The sequence below is a fragment of the Variovorax nitratireducens genome, from assembly GCF_051216545.1.
Taxonomy (GTDB): Bacteria; Pseudomonadota; Gammaproteobacteria; order Burkholderiales; family Burkholderiaceae_C; genus Variovorax.
Map to the genome: position 1 here is coordinate 80,469 of NZ_JBPJZO010000005.1, position 25,402 is coordinate 105,870.

Sequence of the window (25,402 nt, forward strand, 5' to 3'; positions counted from 1 at the left end):
GCGTTCAGGTGACGAATCTCTGCCAGAGCGCGGTGAGCCAGATGCCACCGGAAAGGACGAGGGCGAGCAGCACGGCCGCGCTGCCCATGTCCTTGGCGCGCTTCGACAGGTCGTGCCATTCGGGGCCGATGCGGTCGATTGCGGCTTCCACGGCCGTGTTGAGGAGTTCGACGATCATCACCAGCAGCAGGCTGCCGGCCAGCAACGCGGTTTCGACCCAGTTGCGGCCAAGCCAGAAGGCGAAGGGCACCAGCACGATCGCGGCGATCGCCTCCTGCCGGAATGCCGGCTCTCCCCAGCCGGCGCGCAGCCCGTTGAGCGAAATCAGCGTTGCGTGGAAAACCCGCGTGAAGCCGCTTCGGCCTTTTTGCGGGTTGACGACAGGATCCGGGGCGCTCATCGACGGCTCATGGGTTTGGAGGCGATCAGCCGGGTGCCGGCCCAGGCGTCGTGCCAGAACTGGCGTTGCGGGTGAAAGCGCGCAAGCAGGGCCCAGACCAGCACCCAGCCAGCGATCAGCAGCGCCGATTCGCCACCCGACAAACTGAACGGCGCAATGGCCGCCAGCGGCGGCAGAAACCAGACCCAGCTCAACATGTAGCGCAGCAGGGCCCGACCCTGCCTGAGCGGCCGGCCGGCGCGGTCGACGATGCGCAAGCCCCAGGTTTTCATGGCCAGGGTCTGGCCATGAATCCAGAACCAGACGAAATAGACACCGAATACGACGAAAAGAAAGGCCTGCAGCAGGTGCCGGCGTTCGTCCATTGCATCGCGCATCTGGCCCAGGGTGCTGAACAACCAGCCTGCGACGAACACCACTGCGAACAGCAGCATGCCTTCGTAGACCCAGCACGCCATGCGGCGCCACAGGCCCGGGGCAGTCAGGTCGGGCAGGTCGGCAGCGGGTGCGGCGGAAGCAGTGTCGGGAGGGGCGGAGGCGCCAGCTTGCATGGATCCGGCGCCCTCGGGGCGCGGAGAAGGGTTACTCGGTCGGGCGGGCCGCAGGAACGGCGGCCGGCGCCGGTACCTGCGATTCGGCCGGCACCGGCGGCATGGTAACGGGTGCCGCCGCAGGCGCGCCTGGGTTGGGCGTGACGGTCACGCCCGGGGTTGTCGCCGGTACGGGTGCTGCCGCAACCGGCGCCACCGGCGTTGCAGGCGGCGCCAACTGGATGCGGGGCGTGTGTTCGCCCTTGGCCGAAGCCATCGGAATGGCGGGGACGGGCGCCAGCTTCCGAGCCGGCACGGGTCGGATCGGCAGCGCAGCGCTCGCCGGCCGGACGCGCGCGCTTTCGGCCAGCTTGCGTCTTTCTTCTTCGCTCAGGGCCTGATAGGCCTCCCACTTGGCCTTGCGCTCATCGACCGGCAGGCGTTTGACCTCGGCAAAGTTCAGTCGCGCCAGTGCGCGCTCATGCGCGCTCAGCCCGGCCCATTCGGTCATCCGGCTGTGCAGGGTCACCTGATCTTCGGGCTTCATGCTGCCGTAGTTGCGCGACAGCGCAAGCCATTTGCGCTTGTGAGGCTCGGAAATGCCGTTCCAGTGCGGCGCCAGCGGTTTCAGCGCGGCTTGCTGCTCGGCCGTCAGCGTGGCCCAAAGTGGCTTGGAAACAGTCACTTTGGCGGTCTGGGGCGAGGAGTCTGCGGCCGAGGGGGGCACGGCCGCAGCTGGCTGCGCTGCGGTTGGCAAGGCCTGGAGGCAGAAAGTTGCCGCGATCAAGAGCCCGGCGACGCCGGACAGGGGGCGAGCGGGCATGCGTATCAATGCGCGGTGCTGTCGTCGGTCTTGAGGAACTGCGCGAAGCCGGGGTCGGTGAACGCGGCCGGCGGCAGGTCGTCGGTCAGCAATGCGGCGTCGACTTCGGCGAGGTCGTTGGCACGGTTTTCGTCCTGCAGCGCGCTGATGGTGACCAGGCCGACCACCAGCGCCACCAGCGGCACCAGCGCGCCGACGCGCGTCCACCAGCCGCCGCCGAGCAGCGCGGCGCTACCACCCGACGAAACCACCACTGAGGCGGTACTGCGGGCCGGCGCCAGCTTGCGGTGGGCCAAAGCTTGTTGCCGCGCAACCCGCAAGCGCTCGCCGATGTCGTGCGGCAGCTCGGCGCTGCCAGCCGACAGACGAGTGACCAGACGGCGGGCAAACTGTTCTTGGAGGGCGGCGGAAGTTTGAGAAAGTGTTGCGTTCATAGCGAAATACCTTTGGCCTTGAGCGCTTTGCTCAACGCATGCACGGCACGCGAACAATGGGTTTTGACGCTGCCTTCGGAGCAGCCCATTGCTGCGGCCGTTTCGGCGACGTCCATTTCCTCCCAGTAACGCATCAGAAACGCCTCTCGTTGACGACCGGGCAGCGCGGCAATCTCTTCTTCGATCTCATGGAAGATCTGGGCGCGCCGCGTGGTGTCCTCGGCGCTCTCGGTTTCGCGCGAATCGGTCGGCGCGTTGAAATTCTCCAACAGATCGAAATCCCCGTCATCGTCGGCGGGCTCGAAGTCGCTCAGGTTCGAAAAAAGAGCGCGCCGGGTCTTTTGCCGGCGAAACCAGTCGAGCGTGCAGTTCGACAGGATCCGCTGGAACAGCATCGGCAACTCGTTGGGCGGCTTGTCGCCGTAATGTTCGGCCAGCTTCATCATGCTGTCCTGCACGATGTCGAGTGCCGCCTCCTCGTCTCGCACGTGGTAGACCGACCGCTTGAAAGCGCGGCGCTCGACACTTTTGAGGAAGTCGGAAAGTTCTTTGTCAGTGGCCAAGCGAAGTCGGCGCGGTCAAGCGCTTCGTGGGGGTTTTTGTCTCTCGCAAGAGTTCTGTTTTGGACGGCGCGGATTATCGCATCGGCTTTTCGCGAGGGGCCTGGCGTTCGAGGCGGCTCGCCGCAGTGTCATAATCCGCCCTGCAAGTCAAAAGGCAAACGGGTCACTGTCCGGCGGAGCATCAAGTCCGCCCATGGCTTTGGCCTCAAGTCCCGACGCGGCCTCACAAGGGTTGGCAAGGGGCACCCAAGGTTTTTCGTTCCCGAAAAAACACAAAGGTTCATCATGGAAATCTCGAAGGCGGAACTCACTTCCGCAGCAGCCGCATCCTCCGGGATGGGCAATCCAACTCAAGAGCTCATGGGCGCTGAAGTGCTGATCAAGGCACTGCAGGCCGAAGGCGTCCAGTACATCTGGGGATACCCCGGTGGCGCCGTGCTCTACATCTACGACGCGCTGTACAAGCAGGACACCATGCAGCACGTGCTGGTGCGGCACGAGCAGGCGGCGGTGCACGCGGCCGACGGTTATGCCCGCGCGACCGGCGAGGTCGGCGTGGCACTGGTCACCTCGGGCCCCGGCCTGACCAATGCGGTCACGGGCATCGCGACGGCGTACATGGACTCGATCCCGATGGTGATCATCTCGGGCCAGGTACCGACCGCGGCGATCGGCCTCGATGCATTCCAGGAATGCGACACGGTCGGCATCACGCGCCCCATCGTGAAGCACAACTTCCTCGTCAAGGATCCGAAGGATCTGGCGATGACGATGAAGAAGGCCTTCCACATCGCACGCACCGGCCGGCCGGGCCCGGTGGTGGTGGACGTGCCAAAGGACGTCTCCTTCAAGAAGGTGGCCTACACCGGCTATCCCGAGAAGGTCGAGATGCGTTCGTACAACCCCGTGCGCAAGGGCCACGGCGGCCAGATCCGCAAGGCGCTGCAACTGCTGCTCAACGCCAAGCGCCCGTACATCTACACGGGCGGCGGCGTGTTGCTGGGCAACGCCACCAACGAACTGCGCACGCTGGTCGACATGCTCGGCTACCCGGTCACCAATACGCTGATGGGCCTGGGCGCCTATCCGGCGAGCGACCGCAAGTTCCTCGGCATGCTTGGCATGCACGGCACCATCGAAGCCAACAATGCGATGCAGAACTGCGACGTGCTGCTGGCCGTGGGTGCGCGCTTCGACGACCGCGTGATCGGCAACCCGAAGCACTTCGCGCAGAACGAACGCAAGATCATCCACATCGACATCGACCCGTCGAGCATCTCCAAGCGCGTGAAGGTCGACATTCCGATCGTCGGCGACGTGAAGGACGTGCTGACCGAGCTGATCTCGATGATCCGCGAAAGCAGCACCAGGCCGGATGCCGGCGCCCTGTCCGAATGGTGGAAAACCATCGAAGCCTGGCGCGCAAAAGACTGCCTCAAGTACGACCGCGGCAACAAGGACGTGATCAAGCCGCAGTTCGTGGTCGAGACGCTCTGGAACATGACCAAGGACGCCGATGCCTACATCACGTCCGATGTCGGCCAGCACCAGATGTGGGCCGCGCAGTACTACCGCTTCGACGAGCCGCGCCGCTGGATCAATTCGGGCGGGCTGGGCACCATGGGCGTGGGCATTCCGTACGCCATGGGCATCAAGCTTGCCAAGCCGCAAGCCGAGGTGTTCACCATCACCGGCGAAGGTTCGGTGCAGATGTGCATCCAGGAACTCTCCACCTGCCTGCAATACAACACGCCGATCAAGATCTGCTCGCTCAACAACCGCTACCTCGGCATGGTGCGCCAGTGGCAGGAGATCGAATACTCCGGCCGCTACAGCCACAGCTACATGGACGCGCTGCCCAACTTCGTGAAGCTGGCCGAGGCCTACGGCCACGTTGGCATGCTGATCGAACGCCCGCAGGACGTGGAGCCGGCACTGCGCGAGGCGCGCAAGCTCAAGGATCGCACCGTGTTCATGGACTTTCGCACCGACCCCACCGAGAACGTATTCCCGATGGTCAAGGCGGGTGCCGGCATCACCGAAATGCTGTTGGGTTCCGAGGATCTTTAAACAGACGATAAGCCGGTCCGCTGCGCGGACTCGGCTCCTTCAATAACTTTTCTCAAGACGAATCTATTGCCCGCCGAGCCCGCGCATTACCGTGCGCGGGGGAGGGCGGCGAAAAGAGGAGTCTTTCGCCTATGAAACACATCATTGCCGTGCTGCTCGAAAACGAGCCCGGCGCACTCTCCCGCGTGGTGGGCCTGTTCTCGGCCCGTGGTTACAACATCGAATCGCTCACGGTCGCGCCGACAGAAGACGCGAGCCTGTCGCGCATGACCATCGTCACGGCCGGCTCGGACGAAGTCATCGAGCAGATCACCAAGCACCTGAACCGCCTGATCGAAGTCGTGAAGGTGGTCGACCTGACCGAAGGTGCCTACACCGAGCGCGAGCTCATGATGGTGAAGGTGCGCGCGGTCGGCAAGGAGCGCGAAGAAATGATGCGCATGGCCGAGATTTTCCGCGGCCGCATCATCGACGTGACCGACAAGAGCTACACCATCGAGCTCACCGGGGACCACGGCAAGAACGACGCCTTCCTCGAAGCCATCGAGCGCAGTGCGATCCTCGAAACCGTGCGAACCGGCGCCAGCGGCATCGGCCGCGGCGAGCGGGTTCTCCGCGTCTGAATTTTTTTACACCCCCGAACGAATTACCGAAGGAGCAATGACATGAAGGTTTATTACGACAAGGACGCGGATCTGAGCCTGATCAAGGGCAAGACGGTCGCCATCATCGGCTACGGCTCGCAAGGCCATGCCCACGCACAGAACCTGAACGACAGCGGCGTCAAGGTCGTGGTGGGCCTCCGCAAGGGCGGGGCTTCGTGGCCCAAGGTCGAGAAGGCCGGCCTCAAGGTCGCCGAAGTGGCGGACGCCGTGAAGGCGGCCGACGTGGTCATGATCCTGCTGCCCGACGAGCAGATCGCCAACGTCTACAAGAACGACGTGGCCCCGAACATCAAGGAAGGCGCTTCGCTCGTCTTCGCGCACGGTTTCAACGTGCATTACGGTTTCGTGCAGCCGCGCGCCGACCTCGACGTCTGGATGGTCGCGCCGAAGGCCCCGGGCCACACGGTTCGCAGCACCTACACGCAAGGCGGCGGCGTGCCCCACCTCGTGGCCGTGCACCAGGACAAGACCGGCAAGGCGCGTGACCTCGCGCTGAGCTACGCCACCGCCAACGGCGGCGGCAAGGCCGGCATCATCGAGACCAACTTCCGCGAAGAGACCGAAACCGACCTGTTCGGCGAACAAGCGGTTCTGTGCGGCGGTACCGTCGAGCTGATCAAGGCCGGTTTTGAAACGCTGGTGGAAGCCGGCTACGCGCCCGAAATGGCGTACTTCGAATGCCTGCACGAGCTCAAGCTGATCGTCGACCTGATCTATGAAGGCGGCATCGCCAACATGAACTACTCGATCTCGAACAACGCCGAATACGGCGAGTACGTCACCGGCCCGCGCATCGTGACCGAAGAGACCAAGAAGGTCATGAAGCAAGTGCTGAAGGACATCCAGACCGGCGAATACGCCAAGAGCTTCGTGCTGGAAAACGCCGGTGGCGCTCCAACGCTGATCAGCCGCCGCCGTCTGAACGCCGAGCATCAAATCGAAGTCGTCGGCGAAAAGCTGCGCGCGATGATGCCGTGGATCAAGAAGAACAAGCTGGTCGACCAGACCCGCAACTGATCTTCCAGCTGCCCAGTCGAGGCCACCCGTGCGGGTGGCCTTTTTCTTTCCGGGCGCGCAGGGCGCCTGAACTACACTGCCGACGATGCGAACACCACTCCGTTTTGCTATGAATTTGATAGCTTCCTGCGCTTGTTTCGCGGGCGCTGGAGGCATATTTCATGCATGACGACACACTGCCGGACGAAGTCGCGCCGCGCAAGCGCCGCAAGGGCATCTACATCCTGCCCAACCTGTTCACGCTGGCAGCGCTGTTCGGCGGCTTCTATTCGGTCGTGATGGCGATGAACGCGCGCTTCGACCTGGCGGCGCTGGGCGTGTTCGCCGCGATGATTCTCGACAGCCTCGATGGCCGCGTCGCCCGCATGACCAACACGCAGAGCGCGTTCGGCGAGCAAATGGATTCGCTGTCCGACATGGTGTCGTTCGGCGCCGCGCCCGCACTGATCGCCTACGAATGGTCGCTTAAAGGGCTTGGGCGCTGGGGTTGGATCGCGGCGTTCGTTTACTGTGCCTGCGCGGCGCTGCGGCTCGCGCGCTTCAACGTCAATACCGGCGTGGTCGACAAGCGCTGGTTCCAGGGGCTGCCGTCGCCCGCGGCGGCGGCGCTGGTGGCGGGCTTCATCTGGCTCGTGACAGAGTGGGGCAAGCGCGGCGGCGAAGTGCTGTACCTGTCGTGGAACCAGATCACCTGGATCACGTTTGCCTTCACCCTGTACGCGGGCCTGTCGATGGTGACCAACGCGCCGTTCTACAGCTTCAAGGACATCCAGATGAAAAAGAGCGTGCCGTTCGTCGTGATCGTGCTGATCGCGCTGGGCATCGCCGTGATCAACATCCATCCGCCGACCGTGCTGTTCGGCGTGTTCGTGGCCTATGGCCTCAGTGGCTATGTCGTCTATGCGTGGCGCAAGGCCAAGGGCCAGCCGGCCAGCATGATCAGCGTGTCCACCGAAGAGCCCGACGAACGCGGGCTGCACAACTGAGCGCTTTTTCGTCTACACTCGCCACTCTCATGCAAAAGATTTCGCTGGCCCTACTACTCATCCCCTTCGGGCGGAGACGGTAGCGCACGCGCAAACCTTTTCACACGGCCCGTTCGCACCAGCAACGGGCCGTTTTGTTTGGGGTTGCTGGTTCACCTCCCAACCTCACCGAGAAATCACATGTTGAAGCAACCGCAAGCCAAGTACCGTGCCTTTGCACCCATCGGCCTCAAGGATCGCACCTGGCCCGACGCCGTGCTGACGAAGGCGCCGATCTGGCTGTCGACGGATCTGCGCGACGGCAATCAGGCACTGGTGGAGCCGATGGACATCGCACGCAAGATGCGCATGTTCGAGACGCTCGTGGCCATCGGCTTCAAGGAAATCGAAGTCGGCTTCCCTTCCGCCTCGCAGACCGAGTTCGACTTCGTGCGCAAGCTCATCGAGGAAGACCGCATCCCCGACGACGTGACGATCCAGGTGCTGACGCAGGCGCGCGACCACCTCATCACGCGCACGTTCGAGGCGCTGCAGGGCGCACCGCGCGCGATCGTGCATCTGTACAACGCAGTTGCCCCGGTCATGCGCCGCGTGGTGCTCGGCATGGACGAAGACCAGATCGTAGAACTCGCCACCACGCACGCGGCAATGTTCAAGGACTGCGCCGCGCAGCAACCGGCCACGCAATGGACGTTCCAGTATTCGCCCGAAATGTTTTCGGGCACCGACCTCGCATTCTCGAAGCGCGTGGTGGATGCGGTGACCGCGGTCTGGGCGCCCACGCCGCAGCACAAGTGCATCGTCAACCTGCCGTCGACGGTCGAGCATTCAACGCCGAACATCTTCGCCGACATGATCGAGTGGATGCACCGCAACCTGGCGCGGCGCGAGTCGATCGTGCTGTCGGTGCATCCGCACAACGACCGCGGTACCGGCACCGCCGCAGGTGAGTTCGCACTGATGGCCGGCGCCGATCGCATCGAGGGTTGCCTGTTCGGCAACGGAGAGCGAACCGGCAACCTCGACCTCGTCAACGTTGCGCTCAATCTCTACACGCAGGGCGTCTCGCCGGAACTCGACTTCTCGCACATCGACGACATCCGCGCTACGGTCGAGCATTGCAACCAGATCCCCGTGCATCCACGCCATCCCTATGTGGGCGATCTGGTCTACACCTCGTTCTCGGGCTCGCACCAGGACGCGATCAAGAAGGCCTTCTCGGCGCGCAAGGACGGCGATATCTGGGACATGCCGTACTTGCCGATCGACCCCAAGGACGTGGGCCGCAGTTACGAGGCCGTGATCCGCGTCAACAGCCAGTCGGGCAAGGGTGGCATGGCCTACCTGCTCGAGAGCGAGTACGGGCTCGAGATGCCGCGCCGCCTGCAGATGGAGTTCATGCAGACCGTGCAGCGCGTGATGGACGTCGCCGGCAAGGAACTGAGCGCGGCCGACCTCTATGCCCTGTTCGAGCGCGAGTACGGTTTGAAGGCCGTCCATGCCCTGCAGCACCGCATGCTCGAAGAGCAGGGGGAGGGCGCTGGCGCCTCGGTGCTGCTGCGTGGCGACCTGCCGTGGGACGGCGGGATGCGGCCGATCGAAGGGCGCGGTAACGGCCCGATCGACGCCTTCATCCATGCGCTGACCGACGCCACCGGCCATACCGTGCGCGTGATCGACTACCACCAGCATGCGATCGGCGCGGGCGCCGACGCGCAGGCCGTGGCCTATCTCGAACTGCGGGTCGACGAGTCGCAAACGCTGTTCGGCGTCGGCATTGACGCCGACATCATTTCGGCTTCGCTCAAGGCCATCGTTTCGGGTCTGGAGCGCGCCCGGGGACAGGGCGCCCGCAGCGCACAATCGATGGCTGAGCCGGCCTGACGCGCAGACCGGTACGCCACACAAAAGACGGAGATCCACGATGACCGACCAACTGATCATTTTCGACACGACCCTGCGTGACGGCGAGCAATCGCCGGGCGCCTCGATGACCCGCGACGAGAAGCTGCGCATCGCCAAGCAACTGGAACGGCTCAAGGTCGATGTGATCGAGGCCGGTTTCCCGGCGAGTTCCAATGGCGACTTCGAAGCGGTGAAGGCGATCGCCAACGCGATCAAGGATGCGACCGTGTGCGGCCTCTCGCGCGCCAACGACCGCGACATTTCACGCGCGGCGGAGGCGCTCAAGGGTGCTGCGCGCGGGCGCATCCACACCTTCATTGCAACGTCGCCGCTGCACATGGAGAAGAAGCTGCGCATGAGCCCGGACGAGGTGTTCGAACAGGCCAAGCTGGCGGTGCGCTTCGCGCGCAACCAGATCGCCGATGTCGAGTTCAGCCCCGAGGACGGCTACCGCAGCGACATGGACTTCTTGTGCCGCGTGCTCGAGGCCGTGATCGCCGAGGGCGCCACCACCATCAACGTGCCCGACACCGTGGGCTATGCGATTCCCGAGCTCTACGGCACCTTCATCAAGACACTGCGCGAACGCATTCCGAACAGCGACAAGGCGATCTGGTCGGTGCATTGCCACAACGACTTGGGCATGGCGGTCGCCAACTCACTGGCCGGCGTGAAGATCGGCGGCGCGCGCCAGGTCGAGTGCACGATCAACGGCCTTGGCGAGCGCGCGGGCAACTGCTCGCTCGAAGAGATCGTGATGGCCGTGAAGACCCGCAAGGACTACTTCGGCCTGACGATGAACATCGATACCCAGCACATCCTTGCGGCCAGCCGCATGGTGAGCCAGACCACCGGCTTCGTGGTGCAGCCGAACAAGGCCGTGGTCGGCGCAAATGCCTTCGCGCACGCCTCGGGCATTCACCAGGACGGCGTGCTCAAGGCGCGCGACACCTACGAAATCATGCGGGCCGAGGACGTGGGCTGGAGCCACAACAAGATCGTGCTCGGCAAACTCAGCGGCCGCAACGCCTTCAAGCAGCGCCTGCAGGATCTGGGTGTGACCATGGAGAGCGAGGGCGACGTCAACACTGCCTTCGCGCGGTTCAAGGAACTGGCCGACCGCAAGAGCGAGATCTTCGACGAAGACATCCTCGCGCTTGTCAGCGACGAAGACGGCTCCCACGTTGGTGAGCAGTTTGCATTTGTGTCCCTGTCGCAGCACAGTGAAACCGGCGAACGTCCGCACGCCCGGGTCGTGTTCATGGCCCATGGCACGGAAGTCACGGGCGAATCCGATGGCAATGGCCCGGTTGATGCTTCACTGAAGGCGATCGAGTCGCACGTGAAAAGCGGGGCGGAAATGGTGCTTTATTCCGTGAATGCGATCAGCGGATCGACCGAAAGTCAAGGCGAAGTGACGGTGCGGCTGCAGAATGCAGGACGAGTGGTCAACGGCGTCGGCGCCGACCCCGATATCGTGGTCGCGTCGGCCAAGGCATATCTGAGTGCTCTCAACAAGTTACAGAGCCAAGCTGAGAGAATCGCGGCCCAAGGCTAGGTTTTCATGTGTTCTTTTGTTTTAGATTGAAGAAGAGGATGCAAGTAACTGATATTGCGTGTCTTTTTGTATTTCGATAAACTGCGGTTCTCATTCGTCGCCGCTGGAGAGTTTTTAATGCCCGAAGCCCGTCTTCATCGAGTTTCCCGCCAGCGGCTCCTACCCGCCTTTCGTCTGATCGCCGTCGCGCTGTGCGCCACGGCGTTTTTCTTGCCGGCAGCGCAAGCCGCCAAGAAGGAGGCGCCGTCCGCCAAGAAATCGCAGGCCGCCGCACCCGTCAAGCAGAAAGCCGGCGCCGCCAAGAGCGCGGCAACCAGCAAGGCCGCGAGCGGCGCTGCCATTGCCCGCATAGCCAAGGCTGACCGCGGCGACAAGGCCGACCGGTCGGTGCGCGGTGGCCACAACGTGGTGGCCACGATCCGCAAGCGCAATGGCAAGACTGTCGTTGCGGTGCAACGTCATTCGGTGGTGCGTGTGGTCGAAGCCGCTCCGCCACGGCTGTCGTATGGCCAGATCGCCGGCCTGCACGGCGCCAACGACGCGCTGGATCTCAAGTCGAGCGTGGCCCTCGTGATCGACCAGGACACGCGCGAAGTGTTGTTCAGCAAGAACGACCATGCCGTGCTGCCGATCGCCTCGATCACCAAGCTCATGACCGGCCTGCTCGTCAGCGAAGCCCGTTTGCCGATGGACGAGCCCATCACCATCACCCAGGACGACGTCGACACCGAAAAGGGCAGCCGCTCGCGCCTGCGGGTCGGCACCACGCTGTCACGCGGCGAGTTGCTGCACCTGGCGCTGATGTCGAGCGAGAACCGGGCGGCCCATGCCCTCGGCCGCACCTATCCGGGCGGGCTTGTCACCTTCGTGAGCATGATGAATGCCAAGGCCAAGCTGATCGGCATGAAGGACACCCGCTACGTCGAACCGACCGGCTTGTCGAGCCTCAACCAGTCGAGTGCGCAGGATCTGGCGCTGCTGGTCAATGTCGCATCGACCGACGCCACCGTGCGCCAGTTGTCGACCTCGCCGGACTACCAGGTCGAAGTCGGCAACCGCATGCTGCAGTTCAACACCACCAATCGGCTGGTGAAGAGCCCTGACTGGGAAATCGGCTTGCAAAAGACGGGCTACATCTCCGAGGCGGGTCAGTGCCTTGTGATGCAGACCAAAATCGCCGGCCGCAAGCTCATCATGGTGTTCCTCGATTCGGCCGGCAAGCTGAGCCGCATCGGCGATGCCGAGCGCGTGCGCCGCTGGGTCGAAGCAACCCAGGTGATGTCCCCGGCTGCCGCCCATCACCAGCAGAGCGTGACGGTAGGCGTTGCCGGCTGATATCGAAACAGTCTCCGGCGGTCGGGTTTGGGCGGCTAGCCCTTCAGGCCGGCGGGTGGGTGTTGTGGCCGAGCGCGCCTGAAATCTCGTTGGCGGTGGCCTGAAGCTTCGGCAGCCAGCCATCGTCCAGCCGGTCTGCCGGCGCCGAAATCGACAACCCCGCAATCAGCTTGCCCTGGTCGTCGTAGATGCCGGCAGCCATGCAGCGCACTCCCAATTCCAGTTCTTCGTTGTCGCGTGCGATGCCATACTGGCGCGCCTTGGACAACTCGCGCTCCAGTGCCGGCAACTGCGTGATGCTGTTGCGCGTATGGCCGGCCAGCCCGGTGCGCGTGGCATAGCTGCGCACGCGCTGCGGGTCGTCGGCCGCGAGGAATAGCTTGCCGGTGGAGGTCAGGTGCAGCGGTGCCCGCCCACCGATTGCCCGCACCACCTGCATGCCGGAGCGCTCGCTGTAGGCGCGCTCGATGTAGACGATTTCGTCGCCTTGCCGCATGCTGAGGTTGACCGGCTGCTGCGTGAGCTTGTGCAATTCGCGCATCGGCGTGAGCGCCGCGTCGCGCACGTTCAGCCGGCCCTTGACCAGATTGCCCAGTTCGAGCAGCCGCATACCGAGCCGGTAGCTGCCGGCCTCGGGGCGGTCGACGAATCGGCCAACGGCCAGATCGTTCAGGATGCGGTGCGTGGTCGACGGGTGCAGCCCCGTCTTCTCGCTGATTTCCTTGAGCGAAATCGCTTCCTCGCGCGAGGCCAGCACGTCGATCAGCGAAAACATGCGTTCGATCACCTGAATGACAGGCGTCGCAGGAACGTCGGATTGTGGTTTTCTCATGGACGGCAGGGCGAGTTGAGCACCTGCCATTTTACGTTGTGAAATTACTGTGCGCTTGCCAGCGCCCGTCGACGAGTACTTCGTGCGGCGTGTAACGCGCCTTGTAGTTCATCTTGGCGCTGCCCTTGATCCAGTAGCCAAGGTAAACATGCGGAAGCCCCAGCGTGCGGGCCTGTGCGATCTGCCACAGCACGCCATAGTTGCCATAGCCGGCGCCCGCATCGGGCTCGTAGAACGTGTAGACGGCCGACAGCCCGTCATTCAGCACATCCAGGATCGACACCATCTTGAGCGCACCGGCACTGCCGTCTGGCAGCGTCTCGCGGAACTCGACGAGGCGCGAATTGACCCGGCTTTGCAGCAGGAACTGCGTGTACTGGTCGATGCTGTCGTGATCCATCCCGCCGCCAGCGTGCCGGCCGTTCTGGTAGCGCAGATAGAGCTGGTAATGCTCGGGTACGAAGCACAGCTTGAGCACGCGCGCCTGCAGGTTGCCATGCTTGGCCGTCGCCCGGCGCTGGCTTCGCGTTGGCACGAACTCGTCGACCCGCACCCGCAGCGGCACGCAGGCGTGGCAGCCGTCGCAGTAGGGGCGGTAGGTGAACATGCCGCTGCGCCGGAAGCCTGCCAGCACCAGGTCGGAGTACGCGTCGTTGTGGATCAGGTGGCTCGGCGTCGCGACCTGGGAGCGCGCCTGCCGATCCGGCAGGTAGCTGCACGGGTAGGGCGCCGTTGCATAGAACTGCAGCGTGTGGAGCGGGAGATCCTTGAGGTGCGTCACGTCGGGTCGGAGGTTCGCGCGGACAGGAGTTCGGCCCAGTATACGGGCGCGAATTGCCATGCGGGGCCAGGTTGTGCGCGGGCGCGTGTCACGTACGCCACGAAGTCCGCGCGCCGCATTTCCTGCGCGCCAAGGCTGGCCAGATGGGCGGTGTTCTGCTGGCAGTCGATCATCGGCATGCCGTGGTGCCGGCAGAAGCTCACCAGCCCGGCCAGCGCGATCTTGGACGCGTCGGGCCGCCGCGTGAACATCGATTCGCCGAACACCGCGCGGCCGATCGAGACGCAGTACAGGCCGCCCGCCAGCTTGCCGTCGATCCAGGTCTCGACGCTGTGCGCATGGCCGGCCCGGTGCATCGCGATGTAGGCATCAACCATTTCCGGCACGATCCAGGTGCCCGACTGGCCGGCGCGCGGTGCCGCGGCGCAAGCCCGGATCACGGCTTCGAAGTCGTGGTCGAAGCGCAGTTCGCAGCCGGCAGCCTGGCGGAAATGCTCGAGCGTCTTGCGCAAGGAGCGGTGCAGCCGGAAGCGCGCCACCTCGAGCACCATGCGCGGGTCGGGGCTCCACCAGAGAATCGGCTGGTTGTCGCTGAACCAGGGAAAGATCGCGCTGCCATAGGCTTCCAGCAAGCGCCCGACGCTGAGTTCGCCGCCCGCCGCCAGCAGGCCGGGCACCGGCGCGTCGGGTCCCCAGGCGGAGGCTGCGTCAGGAAGGGGTTCGCCAGCGGCGAGCCAGGGGATTTGCATGGTGCAGGTATACACGCGTTTGCGTCTGCACTGCTGCGCCCGGCATTGGCGGGCGGCCCTGTTCAGAACGATTCGAGCGGCAGCCCCACGTAGTTCTCGGCCAGCGAAGTGGAAGCGGCGCGCGAGTTCACGAGGTAGTCGAGTTCGGCCTCCTGAATCTTCTGGCCGAACTCGCCGTTGTCCGGAAAGCGGTGCATCAGCGAAGTGAACCACCATGAAAAGCGCTCGGCCTTCCACACCCGGCGCAGGCACAGCTCCGAATAGCGGTCGAGCGCCGACGCGCTGTGCTCGCGGTAGAAGATTTCGAGTGCCCGCGACAGGTAGCCGACATCGGCCGTTGCCAGGTTGAGCCCCTTGGCACCGGTCGGCGGCACGATGTGGGCGGCATCGCCGGCCAGCAGCAAGCTGCCGAAGCGCATCGGCTCGGCCACGAAGCTGCGCAGCGGCGCGATGCTTTTCTCGAGCGAAGGGCCGGTGACGAGATGCTCCCGCGCTTCGGGGTCGAGGCGGTTGCGCAATTCGTTCCAGAACGCGTCGTCGCTCCAGTTCTCGACGCGTTCTTCGGTTCCCACCTGGACGTAATACCGGCTGCGCGTTGCACTGCGCATGCTGCACAGGGCAAAGCCGCGCGCCGTGTTGGCATAGATGAGTTCGTGCGACAGCGGCGGCACATCGGCCAGCACGCCGAGCCAGCCGAACGGGTAGACCTTTTCATAGAGGTGCAGCGCATCGGCCGGCACGCTCGCGCGGCTGATGCCGTGGTAGCCGTCGCAGCCGGCGATGAAGTCGCAGGCGATCTCGTGGGTGGCGCCGTCCTTCTGGTAGCGCACACGCGGGCTTGCCGTATCGAAATCGTGCAGGCTTACCGGCGCGGCGTTGTAGATGGTCGTGAGGCCGGCCGCGGCGCGAGCGTCCATCAGGTCGTGCGTCACCTCGGTCTGGCCGTAGACCGTAACCTGCTTGCCGCCGGTCAGCCCGTTCAGGTCGATGCGATGGCGCGCCCCCTTGAACAGCAACTCGATGCCGTCGTGCGGCAGGCCTTGGGCCCTGGCACGCGTGTCGACGCCGGCCTGCTTCAGCAGATCCATCGTTACCTGTTCGAGCACGCCGGCGCGGATGCGGCCCAGCACGTAGTCGCCGCTCTGGCGTTCGAGGATGATGTTTTCGATGCCTGCGCAGTGCAGCAACTGGCCGAGCAGCAGGCCGGAGGGCCCCCCGCCGACGATGACGACTTGTGTTCTCACGGATGTCTCCTGGTGAACCACGAGCGTAGGCGGCCTGCCTGCAGCACGGAAGGTGCACTGTCGCAGCATTGTGCGATCATGGAAGTACTTGCGCGATCATCGCGCAGCATGTCCGCATCAGTATCCCCATGACCATCGCCAAACCCGACTTCATCGAAGGCATCGCCAAGGGCATGGCCGTGCTCGAAAGCTTCGACACCGAGCGCCAGCGCCTCAACGCAACGCTGGCGGCGGAGCGCGCCGGCCTTACGCGCGCCGCCGCGCGCCGGCACCTGCTCACGCTCGCGCACCTGGGCTACCTGGAAACCGACGGCAGCTATTTCTGGATGGCGCCGAAGGTGCTGCGCTTTTCGGGAAGCTACCTTGCATCGTCGCGCTTGCCGCGTGCATTGCAGCCCACGCTGAACCGCCTGGCCGCGCAAACGCAGGAGTCGTTCTCCGCCGTGGTGCTCGACGGCGAAGAGGTGGTGATCATTGCGCGCAGCGGAAGCTACGGCGCGCCCACGCGTGTGCTGGCCTATGGCCTGCACCTCGGCGCGCGCCTGCCCGCGCACGCCACGTCGACCGGCCGCGTGCTGCTCGCGGCGCTAAGCGCGGCCGAACTCAACACATGGCTCAAGGGGCGGTTGTTGCCGCGACTCACGCCGCACACCCTCACGCAGGCAAAGGCGCTGCGCCAGCGCATCGCGCAGGTGCGGGCCGACGACTACTGCATTGCCACCGAAGAACACGAGCTCGGCGTGCAGGCACTGGCCGTGCCGCTGCGCAACATGCAGGGCCGGACGGTGGCTGCACTCAACGTCGTGCTGTCGGGCGGGCCGCGGCCGGTGCAGCAACTGGAGCGCGATCTGCTGCCATTGCTGTTCGAGGCCGCACGTGAAGTTCGCGCGCTGTTGTGAGGGCTGGGAAGAGCGCCAAAAACCACGCTATAATTTGAGGCTTCACATATTCCTCGATAGCTCAGTTGGTAGAGCGCCGGACTGTTAATCCGTAGGTCCCTGGTTCGAGCCCAGGTCGAGGAGCCAGATATGGCCCACAAGGCCAAAAGAAAAGCCTGCTACTTCATCGGTAGCAGGCTTTTTTATTTGGCCGCAGGCGCCTGGCCCGGCCACCAGGCCCGAAGTTTCAGTTCTTCTGCCGCCGAAGCGTAATCGCATCGATCGGCCGCTCTACGACAACCTCGTTGGACGAATCCAGGTTTTGCCAGCCGGTGTCGCCCAGCCGGTGCGCCTTGACGAAATCGAAGTCGTCGATGCCGTCGTCGTCCTGGATCTCGGCGGCAAGCCGGTGGAAGGCGCCCTCACTCAATCCGAGCGCAGCGGCTTTGACGACGATGGTTCCACCGGCGGGAACCTTCCAGAGCAGGTTGTCGAGAACTTTCATGATTGGCGAGTAGTAGTAGGGTTGACCGGCGCGCATCGACAAAAAATGTCAGATGAACTACTTACCGCAATCTTTGTTCCAGGTTGTTGCCGGCCCGGATTTGTCAGTATCGGGCGCTGAAGCAACTCAACCGCGGCGCTGCGGATCCGGGTAGACCAGCGCGCCGAGCCCCTTGCGGTTGAACGGCTTCCAGGCGCCTTCCGGTTGCGCCAGCCGATCCGCCACGGCGTAGAGCACCGAAGGGTTGGCGCCCAGGCCGATGTGGCTCGCAAAGACCTCGATGTTTTCGCTCGTCGGGCCCGGCTTTTCGACGCTGCCGCGCCAGGCCACGATGCCATCGGTGCGGCTGAAGATCGAAGTGGTCGGCACGGGTGGGGTGGGGCGGATGTGCCGCATGCGTGCAGAGTCGTTTGCGCTTTGCCCGCTCACGCCTTCATAGACGCGCCACGCGTTGGTAGAGCGCGGGTTGCCGGCGAACGGGCTGCCGAGCGTGATCACGCTGCGCACGAGCTCGGGCCGCTTCGAGGCGAGCAGGCGTGCGTAGGCGCCGCCGAGGCTCCAGCCGATCAGGCTGACCTTGCGGCCTTCTTTCGCATGCAGGGCTTCGAGCAGCTTGAACATGCCCGCCTCGACCCCCTCGCGCGGCCCGAGGTTGCGGCCCAACCCCCAGCCATGGGTGTCGTATCCGCGCCCGCGCAGGTAGCGGCGCAGCAACTCCGTCGAGAGGTCGCTGGCCACCAGGCCGGGCAACACCACCACCGGGTGGCCGTCGCCGCGCGGCGCCAGCTTGAGCAGCGGCCAGAGCGAAAGGGTGGCACCCAGTTCCCAGCCGGCGCGCAGTTCGGCGAGTTGCAGAAGGCGCGAGGGGGCTTCGATCGAGGCGTGCGAGGCGGTGCTTGTCATGGGATGCGTGTTTCTTTTATGGGTGAGATGGGTGTGACAGCGAAAGAATCAGGGGGTTCGCAACGGCTACTGCTGCACGTACTTGGCGCGCAGGTAATCAAGATAGGCCCGCGACGGAGGATCCACGTAGGGCGCGAGCAGTGTCAGCGTGTAGTACGCCGCCAGCCCGGTGTCGGTGCGACGCGATGCGGCGTCTTGCGCCACCAGCCGCTCGAACGACAGCCAGCAGGTGGTGGTGAACACGATCTGCAGCGCCAGCATTTCGGCTTCGTCGGCGCTGGCCCTGATCACGCCCTGGGCGGCCAGGCTTTCGCACAGGGCGCGGGCGTTCAGGAGGTTGCGCGCCATCAGCGCGCGCGACTTGGCGGCGGTTTCAGGGTATTCGCTCTCGAGGTGGGCCATGTCGCGGTAGACAAAACGGTACTCGTTGACCGCTTCGAAGCCCAGGTGCAGGGCAACCCACAGGTCGTCGATCGCGCGGACGCTGCCGGCGGCTTCGCTGAGCGTCGAGAGTTTTTCCTCGAAACGCCGGAACAGCCACTCGACGATCAGTCGCTTGGCCTTGAAATGGTAGTGGAGGTTCCCGGTGCTGATGCCCATCTCCGCCGCGATGCGATGCGTCGATACCGATGGCAGCCCTTGCGCGTTGAACAGCGCGAGACTCGTTTGCAGGATCCGCTCACGGGTGTTGGAACTGGCCACAGGTAAAAGCGTGGGGGCTGGCGCGGGCGCTTCAGCGCTTGCGGCGGGTCGGCGGGGCCGCAGCCTTGTCGCGTTCTTCGAGCAGCGTGCGGACTTGTTCTCGCAGCGCGGCAAATTCTTCGGCAGAAGGGGTGCCGAGCCGTCCCAGCGCAGCGGCAATGCGCTGGTCGAAAACGTCTTCGAGCTTGCGAAAGCCGAGCGAATCGCCCAGTGAATCGAGCGCGGTTTTCGGCGCGGCCGGCTTGGGATGGATCGCGCTGCCGGGCGGAATGCCCAGCAGCGTTTCGACCACGCGAGTCTGGCGCTGCACCACGCCGTCCCGCACCTCGCCAAGCGCCTTGAGCCCGGCGCGCAGCAGGGCCTCGCCCTTGTTGCCCTTTGGGGCAGCGACCGGCTCGGCAGCCGCCCGGGTGCGGCGCACGGCCGGTGCCTTGACGGCCTTGGGCTTCACCGCTTTCTTGGCGGCTGTTTTGGCGGGTGAGACGGCCATGCTGTCGGGCGATCAGGCCTTGCGAACGGCGCGACGGGCCGGCTTGGCCACGACGACGGCGATTTCGGCGGCTTCGTCGCTCACGCTGCCGATGCGGCTTTCGACCGCCTTGGCGCCCTGGGCGATCTTGTCGGCGAGTTGCGCGGCGAGCGTGGCGACCGGCATGTTCAGCGTGCGGACGGTGTCGAGGGCGGTCGAGTCGAATGCGGTTTCAACCCGGGTGGCGGTGCTGGCAAGGGCCTGGATGCCGCTGGTGGCACGCGTGCTCACGCTGTCGATGGCGAGCGCGGCGCGGTCGGAACCGGCGTGCACGCCCTTCAGCAGGAAACCGGCCAGCACTTGCTGCGCATTGATCAAGTCCGACTTGATCTGTTCGTTCACCAGCGGGATCGAACGGTTTTGCAGGAAGCTGGCGTAGCGGGCGTTGGCACCACCGACCAGGCGTTCGACGCCCGTGCGGTAAGCCTGGGTGAGGTGCTTGCCGGCGCTGCTGTATTGGTCGACAACGTGGATGGCAACGGCGCTGAGGGTTTGGCTGGACATGGTGAATTTCCTGAAGAAGTGGTTGGGATGGCCGCAATGGTCGCCGCAAAGCACTGGTCGGAAAAAGCTAGATCTGTACGAAAGTTAGACCAAGTGCCCCAGAACCCGGGGCAGGTGGGCCAGGCTCGAATCGTACGGCCTGCGTCGGCGGCTTCCCTGTGCGGGCTTACCCGCTAGCCCAAGGTATCAATTGTTCGCACCATTCGACCCCATGTCCAGCCACAACCCGCTCCATCCGATCCCGCACCCCCCCAAGAAGCCCTTTGTCGGCAACCTGCTGTCGATCGGCTCCGACTCGCCCGTTCTCGACATGTGGAAGATCGCGCAGGAGCTGGGCGGCATCTACTGGCTCGACATGCCGGGCATGCCGGTGATCGTGGTGTCGTCGCCCGAACTGGTAGACGAACTCTGCGACGAGAAGCGCTTCGACAAGAGCACGCGCGGCGCCCTGCGCCGGCTGCGCGCGGCGTCGCACGGCCTGTTCACCTCGGACACCGACGAGCCGACCTGGTCCAAGCCGCACAACATCCTGCTGGCCAACTTCAGCCAGCGCGCGATGCAGGCCTATCACCCGATGATGCTGGACATCGCCGAGCAGCTGGTCACCAAGTGGGAGCGCCTCAATTTCGATGACGAGGTGGATGTGACGCGCGACATGACGGCGCTCACGCTCGACACGATCGGCCTGTGCGGCTTCGGCTACCGCTTCAACTCGTTCTACCGGGAAGGCTTTCATCCCTTCGTCGACGCCATGGTGCGCACGCTCGAAACCGTGCAGGATCGCCGCGGCCTGCCGCTCGAAGAGTTCATGATGAAGAAGCAGCTGTCGCAGCAGCGCAAGGACATCCGCTTCATGCACCGGATGGTGGAAGACATCATTCGCGAACGGCGCGAGAGCGGCGCCGACATCGCGGCCAAGCCCGACCTGCTGAGCTACATGATTGCGGGCGTCGACAAGAAGAGCGGGGAAAAGCTCGACGACAAGATGATCCGCGACGAGTGCATCGAGTTCCTGATCGCGGGGCATGAAACCACCAGCGGCCTGCTGTCCTTTGCCACCTACTTTCTGATCAAGAACCCGCATGTGCTGGCCGAGGCGCGCGCCGAGGTCGACAGCGTGCTCGGCACCGATTTGTCGGCGCGGCCGACCTATGCGCAGGTCAACCGACTGCAATACATCCAGCAGGTGCTCAAGGAGGCGCTGCGCCTGTACCCGACCGCGCCGGCCATTGCCAAGCGCGCGCTGGAAGACACGGTGATCGGTGGCCAGTACACGATCAAGAAGAAGAACATGATCATCATGCATGCGCTCGCCCTGCACCGTGACAAGCGCGTCTGGGGCGAGGACGCCAACGAATTCAACCCCGAGCATTTCAGCCGCGAGGCCGAGCGCGCCCTGCCGCCCAATGCCTTCAAGCCCTTCGGCAACGGCCAGCGCGCCTGCATCGGCCGGCAGTTCGCGATGCAGGAGGCGGTGCTCACGCTGGCGATGGTGCTGCAGCGCTTCGACCTGGTCGACCACGCCAACTACCAGCTCAAGGTCAAGGAGGCGCTGACGATCAAGCCCGAGGGCTTCAAGATCAAGGTGAAGCCGCGCGACGTCAGGCACCGCGCACCGGCCGCCGGGCAAGCCGGCGCGACGGCGGCCAGCGCGGCTGCGCAGCCCGCTGCTGCGGCGGCCTCGGCGTCGAAGCACGGCACGCCGCTGCTGGTGCTGCACGGCTCCAACCTCGGCACCGCCGAAGACCTGGCGCGCCAGATTGCGGAGGAGGGCGAAACCCGCGGCTTCGCAGTCGAGCTGGCGTCGCTCGACGATTTCACGGCCAACCTGCCGGCCAATGGTGCCGTGGTGGTGGTCAGTGCCTCGTACAACGGCGTGGCACCGGACAACGCGGCCGGCTTCTGGAGCTGGGTCAAGTCGACCGACGCTTCGATGGCTGGCGTCAAGTTCAGCGTGTTCGGCTGCGGCAACCGCGACTGGGCCTCGACCTACCAGGTGGTGCCACGCAGCATCGACGAGCGCCTCGACACGCTCGGCGGCCAGCGCGTGCATCCTCGCGGCGAGGGCGATGCGCGCGAAGACATGGACGGCGCCTTCCAGGGCTGGTCGACGGCCCTGTGGCCGGCGCTCGCAGGCGCGTTAGAGCTCAAGCTCGACGCCGACGGCCCGCGCACCGAGCCGCTGCTGGCGTTCGACCTGGTGCCGCCCGCCGGCGTGCCTTCGCCCGCCGTGGCGCAAGGCTTCACCAAGCTGGAGGTGGCGGCCAACGAGGAACTGCAGAACGAGGTCGAAGGCCTGGCCGACACGCGCTCGACGCGCCATGTCGAGTTCCTGCTGCCCGAGGGCGTTAGCTACCGCGCCGGCGACCACCTGAGCGTGGCGCCGCGCAACAGCGCTGCGCTGGTCGAGCGCGTGATGCAGCGCTTCGGCTTCGCCAAGGATGCCTACATCAGACTGCGCACCACGGCCGGCCGCAAGACCTTCTTGCCGCTGGACCAGCCGATCTCGGTGATTCGCCTGCTGGGCGAGTTCGTCGAGTTGCAGGACGTGGCAAGCCGCAAGCACATCGCCACGCTGGCCGAGCACACGCAATGCCCATTCACCAAGCCCAAGCTGCTCGCGCTGACCGGCACCGACGAGGCGGCCTCGGCACTCTACAAGGGCGAGGTGCTGCAGAAACGCAAGTCGGTGTTCGATCTGCTCGACGAGTTTCCGGCCGCGCAGCCGCCGTTCGAGGTGGTGCTCGAGATGCTGGCGCCGCTGGCACCGCGCTACTACTCGATTTCGTCTTCGCCCGAAGTCGACCCGCAGCGCTGCAGCCTCACCGTGGGCGTGGTGCAGGGCGCCGCGCGCTCGGGCCAGGGGCACTATGAAGGTGTCTGCTCCAACCATGTGCTGCGGCTCAGGCCCGGGGAAACGGTGCATGCGCTGGTCAAGGAACCGACGGTCAATTTCCGCCTGCCATCGGATGCCAAGCGTCCCGTGATCATGATCGGCCCGGGCACCGGCCTGGCGCCGTTCCGCGGCTTCCTGCAGGAGCGCGCCGCCTTGCACCAGCGCGGCACCGAGCTTGGCGATGCGATGCTGTTCTTCGGCTGCCGCCATCCGGCGCAGGACTTCATCTATGTCGACCAGCTCAAGGCCTGGGCTGCGGCCGGTGTGGTCGACCTGCAGGTGGCCTTCTCGCGCGACGGCGACCGCAAGACCTATGTGCAGGATCTCGTGCGCGAGCAGGGCGCGAAGGTCTGGAAGCTGATCGAAGGCGGCGCCGTGATCTACGTTTGCGGCGACGGTTCGCGCATGGAGCCCGATGTGCGGCGCACCCTCACAGAGATCGCCCGCACCATCGGCCGTGACGGCCAGTCCGACGAATGGATCGAGCGCATGACGAACGAACAGCGCTACGTGACCGACGTCTGGACGGGCAGCTGACCTGCTACTTTTTTGGCTCGGTCAGCACCGCGTCGAGGTAGCTCGCCGACTGGCGCGTCCAACTGGACCGCAGGTGGCCGGCATCCTTGTAGATCGGCGTGCCATCGGGCATGGCGCGAGTGCACTGGTCGTTCTTGTCGCACAGGGCCGGCACGGGATCGATGACGGTCGCCCCGGCCCGTTCGGCCAGTTCGCGCATGCGCTGGTGCAACGCCTTCTGTTCAGGCGGCCAGGCCGCGGTGGGCGACATCCGATCCACGCGCAGGTTGCCCAGACGGTTGCCCTTGATCAGGTACTCGGGGCCAAAATTGTCACCTACCGGATTGTCCAGAATGAGGTAGACCTTCTTGTGCGCCGCCAGGTTCTTCATCGTGAATTCGAGCATCCGCAGCGCGTAGTCGGCGCCGTCGCCTCCGAGAAAGCGATGCTCGGTCTTGCCGTCAAGGTAGGAGAAGCGGTCGGCCCCCTCGTTCGAACCACCAGATGAAGCCGGCGCATTGATGAGAATGCAGTTCCAGCAAGCGCCGAACACCACGGTATCGACTTCGTTGCTCAGCGCGAACTTCATGATCTCGTCGCGCCGCTGCGCGCACAGACGGTTCTGCCCGTCGATCACGTTCGGTATCGGAGGGCAGGAGCCCCACGTCGCGAAATAGATGTCCTGCAGCCGGTCGGGCGCTGTCTTGCTGAGTTCAAGAGCGCGCGGGCTGTATTGCTCGATGTGGCTGTCGCCGAACATCAGCACTTTGCGCCGGCCTTCCCCAACGCGATACACCAGCTCGCCGTAGATGCTGAGGTAGTCCAGTCCACCCGGAAAGCTCCAGTCGCGCGCAGCGGCAGCCGTCTTTTCGAAATACGGGTCGCTGTGACGGCCTTTCAGATGCCCGGTGAAAACGAGCAGGCCCAGCAGCACGAAGGCCACCATCGCCGCCGCCAGCCCGACCATCACCGGCCGGCGCGTGGTCTGGCGCGTGTACCGTTCCACGAACCGCCAGGTCAGCCAGGCCAGCACGACGGCTGCCACCATGGCCGCAGCCCGCACCGCGTCCGACGGGGTCTTGCCTTCGAAGATGCGCGCAAACGAGAGCAGCGGCCAGTGCCAGAGGTAGAGCGGGTAGCTGATCAGCCCGACCCACACCAGCGGCTTCGAGCCGAGCACATGCCGATTGAGCCAGGCCTGCGGCCCGGCCGAAATGCAATAGAAGGTGCCGAGGACCGGCAGCAGCGCCCACCAGCCGGGAAAGGCCTTGCTGGGGCGCAGCAGCACCAGGCCCAGCGCGAGCAGCACAAAGCCGGCGATGGCCTGCACGTTGCGGTGCTTCACCAGCATGTGCGGCTTGTGCAGCCGCATGTACGCCAGCATGCCGCCCGCCATCAGTTCCCAGAAGCGCGACAGCGGGGAGTAGAACGCTGCGGTGCGGTGGCTGTGAATGGTGCCGACGTTGAGCAGGAACGACGCCGCCACCACGCCGGCTATCACGGCCAGCATGCGCCACTTGCGCGTCCACGCAAGGCCCAGCAGCAGCGGCCAGAAAATGTAGAACTGCTCCTCGATGGCCAGCGACCAGAGGTGCAGCAACGGCTTGGTTTCGGCCGCGTTGTCGAAGTAGCCGGCCTCGCCCCAGAACGCGAAGTTGGAGACGAAGCCCGCGCCCGCGGCGACATGCTTGCCGAGTTGCTGCCATTCGCCCGGCAGCAGCGTGTACCAGCCGAATGCGAAGGTCGCGCCCATCACCAACCAGAGGGCCGGAAAAATGCGCTTGATGCGCCGCGCATAGAACTCGCGGTAGCTGAAGCCTTTGCCCTCGAGGCTGGCGAAGATGATGGTGCTGATCAGGAAACCGGAGATGACAAAGAAGATGTCGACGCCGATGAAGCCACCCTTGACCCATTGCGGAAAGGCGTGGAAGCCGAGCACCGACAGGACGGCCACGGCGCGGAGGCCATCGATGTCCGGGCGGTACTTGGGGTGGATCAGGTGTTGTTGATCGGCGGCGGGCGCCATCGGAGTCGTCGTCATCGTTCTGGTCGTCGCTTCCTGCGACTTGTGCTTGAT

24 protein-coding genes and 1 tRNA gene are annotated in these 25,402 nt (G+C 64.9%); 10 read left to right on the forward strand and 15 right to left on the reverse strand.

The window, feature by feature from the left end; translation table 11 throughout:
• Nucleotides 1-4: 4 nt before the first annotated feature.
• The 5 genes from ACSFA8_RS14925 to ACSFA8_RS14945 form a co-directional block, all read right to left on the reverse strand.
• Complete coding sequence (locus ACSFA8_RS14925; RefSeq protein WP_435480288.1) at nt 5-400, reverse strand: diacylglycerol kinase; 396 nt, start codon at nt 398-400, stop codon at nt 5-7.
• Nucleotides 397-951 carry an RDD family protein gene (locus tag ACSFA8_RS14930; RefSeq protein ID WP_435480289.1) on the reverse strand — a complete coding sequence of 185 codons (555 nt, stop codon included), beginning with the start codon at nt 949-951 and terminating at the stop codon, nt 397-399. The genes ACSFA8_RS14925 and ACSFA8_RS14930 overlap by 4 nt, the downstream gene beginning before the upstream one ends.
• Before the next feature lie 31 nt (nt 952-982).
• Complete coding sequence (locus ACSFA8_RS14935; protein WP_435480290.1) at nt 983-1,615, reverse strand: DUF3106 domain-containing protein; 633 nt, start codon at nt 1,613-1,615, stop codon at nt 983-985.
• Between the two features lie 143 nt (nt 1,616-1,758).
• Nucleotides 1,759-2,187: a DUF3619 family protein gene (locus tag ACSFA8_RS14940; protein WP_435480291.1), complete on the reverse strand. Its 429-nt coding sequence runs from the start codon at nt 2,185-2,187 to the stop codon at nt 1,759-1,761.
• Complete coding sequence (locus ACSFA8_RS14945; protein WP_286544786.1) at nt 2,184-2,750, reverse strand: RNA polymerase sigma factor; 567 nt, start codon at nt 2,748-2,750, stop codon at nt 2,184-2,186. Before ACSFA8_RS14945 ends, ACSFA8_RS14940 begins: the two co-directional genes overlap by 4 nt.
• A gap of 285 nt (nt 2,751-3,035) precedes the next feature.
• On the opposite strand from ACSFA8_RS14945, the gene ACSFA8_RS14950 reads away from it, so the two are divergent.
• The 7 genes from ACSFA8_RS14950 to ACSFA8_RS14980 all read left to right on the forward strand — a co-directional run bounded on the left by ACSFA8_RS14950 (nt 3,036) and on the right by ACSFA8_RS14980 (nt 12,286).
• Entirely contained in the window at nt 3,036-4,820 is a 1,785-nt protein-coding gene (locus ACSFA8_RS14950; protein WP_435480292.1) for an acetolactate synthase 3 catalytic subunit, read from the forward strand.
• Nucleotides 4,821-4,951: 131 nt separating this feature from the next.
• A complete protein-coding gene (ilvN, locus tag ACSFA8_RS14955; RefSeq protein ID WP_286544783.1) occupies nt 4,952-5,443 on the forward strand; it encodes an acetolactate synthase small subunit in 492 nt (163 codons plus the stop codon).
• A gap of 42 nt (nt 5,444-5,485) precedes the next feature.
• On the forward strand, nt 5,486-6,502 hold the full coding sequence (ilvC, locus tag ACSFA8_RS14960) for a ketol-acid reductoisomerase (RefSeq protein WP_286544782.1): 1,017 nt from the start codon (nt 5,486-5,488) through the stop codon (nt 6,500-6,502).
• A gap of 161 nt (nt 6,503-6,663) precedes the next feature.
• The gene (pssA, locus tag ACSFA8_RS14965; protein ID WP_435480293.1) at nt 6,664-7,488 is read left to right on the forward strand and encodes a CDP-diacylglycerol--serine O-phosphatidyltransferase; all 825 of its coding nucleotides are present in this window, start codon (nt 6,664-6,666) and stop codon (nt 7,486-7,488) included.
• Nucleotides 7,489-7,668: 180 nt separating this feature from the next.
• Complete coding sequence (gene leuA / locus ACSFA8_RS14970; RefSeq protein ID WP_435480294.1) at nt 7,669-9,372, forward strand: 2-isopropylmalate synthase; 1,704 nt, start codon at nt 7,669-7,671, stop codon at nt 9,370-9,372.
• A 40-nt stretch (nt 9,373-9,412) separates the two neighbouring features.
• Nucleotides 9,413-10,951: a 2-isopropylmalate synthase gene (locus ACSFA8_RS14975; protein WP_435480295.1), complete on the forward strand. Its 1,539-nt coding sequence runs from the start codon at nt 9,413-9,415 to the stop codon at nt 10,949-10,951.
• A gap of 117 nt (nt 10,952-11,068) precedes the next feature.
• Complete coding sequence (locus ACSFA8_RS14980; protein WP_435480296.1) at nt 11,069-12,286, forward strand: serine hydrolase; 1,218 nt, start codon at nt 11,069-11,071, stop codon at nt 12,284-12,286.
• Nucleotides 12,287-12,329: 43 nt separating this feature from the next.
• Here the strand turns inward: ACSFA8_RS14980 and ACSFA8_RS14985 are convergent, their stop codons facing one another.
• The 4 genes from ACSFA8_RS14985 to pobA all read right to left on the reverse strand — a co-directional run bounded on the left by ACSFA8_RS14985 (nt 12,330) and on the right by pobA (nt 15,892).
• Nucleotides 12,330-13,118 (reverse strand): IclR family transcriptional regulator, encoded by a 789-nt coding sequence (locus tag ACSFA8_RS14985; protein ID WP_435480297.1) that lies wholly within the window; start codon nt 13,116-13,118, stop codon nt 12,330-12,332.
• Between the two features lie 31 nt (nt 13,119-13,149).
• Nucleotides 13,150-13,899: an arginyltransferase gene (locus tag ACSFA8_RS14990; RefSeq protein WP_435480298.1), complete on the reverse strand. Its 750-nt coding sequence runs from the start codon at nt 13,897-13,899 to the stop codon at nt 13,150-13,152.
• Nucleotides 13,896-14,648, reverse strand: coding sequence for a leucyl/phenylalanyl-tRNA--protein transferase (gene aat, locus ACSFA8_RS14995; RefSeq protein WP_435480299.1), 753 nt, complete (start codon nt 14,646-14,648; stop codon nt 13,896-13,898). Before aat ends, ACSFA8_RS14990 begins: the two co-directional genes overlap by 4 nt.
• A gap of 62 nt (nt 14,649-14,710) precedes the next feature.
• Nucleotides 14,711-15,892, reverse strand: a complete 1,182-nt coding sequence (gene pobA / locus ACSFA8_RS15000) for a 4-hydroxybenzoate 3-monooxygenase (protein WP_435480300.1) — start codon at nt 15,890-15,892, stop codon at nt 14,711-14,713.
• Between the two features lie 128 nt (nt 15,893-16,020).
• Between pobA and ACSFA8_RS15005 the strand changes: the two genes are divergently transcribed.
• Together ACSFA8_RS15005 and ACSFA8_RS15010 are read left to right on the forward strand one after the other, a co-directional pair.
• Entirely contained in the window at nt 16,021-16,791 is a 771-nt protein-coding gene (locus ACSFA8_RS15005) for an IclR family transcriptional regulator domain-containing protein (RefSeq protein WP_286620640.1), read from the forward strand.
• 50 nt (nt 16,792-16,841) lie between these two features.
• Nucleotides 16,842-16,917 (forward strand) — tRNA-Asn (locus ACSFA8_RS15010).
• 100 nt (nt 16,918-17,017) lie between these two features.
• Here the strand turns inward: ACSFA8_RS15010 and ACSFA8_RS15015 are convergent.
• The 5 genes from ACSFA8_RS15015 to ACSFA8_RS15035 all read right to left on the reverse strand — a co-directional run bounded on the left by ACSFA8_RS15015 (nt 17,018) and on the right by ACSFA8_RS15035 (nt 19,913).
• Nucleotides 17,018-17,275 (reverse strand): hypothetical protein, encoded by a 258-nt coding sequence (locus tag ACSFA8_RS15015; RefSeq protein ID WP_435480301.1) that lies wholly within the window; start codon nt 17,273-17,275, stop codon nt 17,018-17,020.
• A 126-nt stretch (nt 17,276-17,401) separates the two neighbouring features.
• A complete protein-coding gene (locus ACSFA8_RS15020) occupies nt 17,402-18,178 on the reverse strand; it encodes an esterase/lipase family protein (protein WP_435480302.1) in 777 nt (258 codons plus the stop codon).
• Between the two features lie 66 nt (nt 18,179-18,244).
• A complete protein-coding gene (locus ACSFA8_RS15025; RefSeq protein WP_435480303.1) occupies nt 18,245-18,880 on the reverse strand; it encodes a TetR/AcrR family transcriptional regulator in 636 nt (211 codons plus the stop codon).
• A 31-nt stretch (nt 18,881-18,911) separates the two neighbouring features.
• A complete protein-coding gene (locus ACSFA8_RS15030) occupies nt 18,912-19,370 on the reverse strand; it encodes a phasin family protein (protein WP_435480304.1) in 459 nt (152 codons plus the stop codon).
• Nucleotides 19,371-19,382: 12 nt separating this feature from the next.
• Nucleotides 19,383-19,913, reverse strand: a complete 531-nt coding sequence (locus ACSFA8_RS15035) for a hypothetical protein (RefSeq protein WP_435480305.1) — start codon at nt 19,911-19,913, stop codon at nt 19,383-19,385.
• Nucleotides 19,914-20,124: 211 nt separating this feature from the next.
• Between ACSFA8_RS15035 and ACSFA8_RS15040 the strand changes: the two genes are divergently transcribed.
• Nucleotides 20,125-23,346: a bifunctional cytochrome P450/NADPH--P450 reductase gene (locus tag ACSFA8_RS15040; protein ID WP_435480306.1), complete on the forward strand. Its 3,222-nt coding sequence runs from the start codon at nt 20,125-20,127 to the stop codon at nt 23,344-23,346.
• Between the two features lie 4 nt (nt 23,347-23,350).
• Here ACSFA8_RS15040 and ACSFA8_RS15045 read toward each other — a convergent pair whose 3' ends face one another.
• Nucleotides 23,351-25,366: an acyltransferase family protein gene (locus ACSFA8_RS15045; RefSeq protein ID WP_435480307.1), complete on the reverse strand. Its 2,016-nt coding sequence runs from the start codon at nt 25,364-25,366 to the stop codon at nt 23,351-23,353.
• Between the last annotated feature and the right edge of the window lie 36 nt (nt 25,367-25,402).

Bases quoted from the DNA above. Each gene is read 5' to 3' on its own strand.
- aat (WP_435480299.1), bottom strand. From the start codon at position 14,648: ATGCAAATCCCCTGGCTCGCCGCTGGCGAACCCCTTCCTGACGCAGCC.
- ACSFA8_RS15020 (WP_435480302.1), bottom strand. From the start codon at position 18,178: ATGACAAGCACCGCCTCGCACGCCTCGATCGAAGCCCCCTCGCGCCTT.
- ilvN (WP_286544783.1), top strand. From the start codon at position 4,952: ATGAAACACATCATTGCCGTGCTGCTCGAAAACGAGCCCGGCGCACTC.
- ACSFA8_RS15040 (WP_435480306.1), top strand. From the start codon at position 20,125: ATGTCCAGCCACAACCCGCTCCATCCGATCCCGCACCCCCCCAAGAAG.
- ACSFA8_RS15035 (WP_435480305.1), bottom strand. From the start codon at position 19,913: ATGTCCAGCCAAACCCTCAGCGCCGTTGCCATCCACGTTGTCGACCAA.
- ACSFA8_RS15005 (WP_286620640.1), top strand. From the start codon at position 16,021: ATGACCATCGCCAAACCCGACTTCATCGAAGGCATCGCCAAGGGCATG.
- ACSFA8_RS15030 (WP_435480304.1), bottom strand. From the start codon at position 19,370: ATGGCCGTCTCACCCGCCAAAACAGCCGCCAAGAAAGCGGTGAAGCCC.
- ACSFA8_RS14950 (WP_435480292.1), top strand. From the start codon at position 3,036: ATGGAAATCTCGAAGGCGGAACTCACTTCCGCAGCAGCCGCATCCTCC.
- ACSFA8_RS15015 (WP_435480301.1), bottom strand. From the start codon at position 17,275: ATGAAAGTTCTCGACAACCTGCTCTGGAAGGTTCCCGCCGGTGGAACC.
- ACSFA8_RS14930 (WP_435480289.1), bottom strand. From the start codon at position 951: ATGCAAGCTGGCGCCTCCGCCCCTCCCGACACTGCTTCCGCCGCACCC.
- ACSFA8_RS14940 (WP_435480291.1), bottom strand. From the start codon at position 2,187: ATGAACGCAACACTTTCTCAAACTTCCGCCGCCCTCCAAGAACAGTTT.
- ACSFA8_RS15045 (WP_435480307.1), bottom strand. From the start codon at position 25,366: ATGACGACGACTCCGATGGCGCCCGCCGCCGATCAACAACACCTGATC.
- ACSFA8_RS14975 (WP_435480295.1), top strand. From the start codon at position 9,413: ATGACCGACCAACTGATCATTTTCGACACGACCCTGCGTGACGGCGAG.
- ACSFA8_RS14925 (WP_435480288.1), bottom strand. From the start codon at position 400: ATGAGCGCCCCGGATCCTGTCGTCAACCCGCAAAAAGGCCGAAGCGGC.
- ilvC (WP_286544782.1), top strand. From the start codon at position 5,486: ATGAAGGTTTATTACGACAAGGACGCGGATCTGAGCCTGATCAAGGGC.
- leuA (WP_435480294.1), top strand. From the start codon at position 7,669: ATGTTGAAGCAACCGCAAGCCAAGTACCGTGCCTTTGCACCCATCGGC.
- ACSFA8_RS14980 (WP_435480296.1), top strand. From the start codon at position 11,069: ATGCCCGAAGCCCGTCTTCATCGAGTTTCCCGCCAGCGGCTCCTACCC.
- pssA (WP_435480293.1), top strand. From the start codon at position 6,664: ATGCATGACGACACACTGCCGGACGAAGTCGCGCCGCGCAAGCGCCGC.
- ACSFA8_RS14985 (WP_435480297.1), bottom strand. From the start codon at position 13,118: ATGAGAAAACCACAATCCGACGTTCCTGCGACGCCTGTCATTCAGGTG.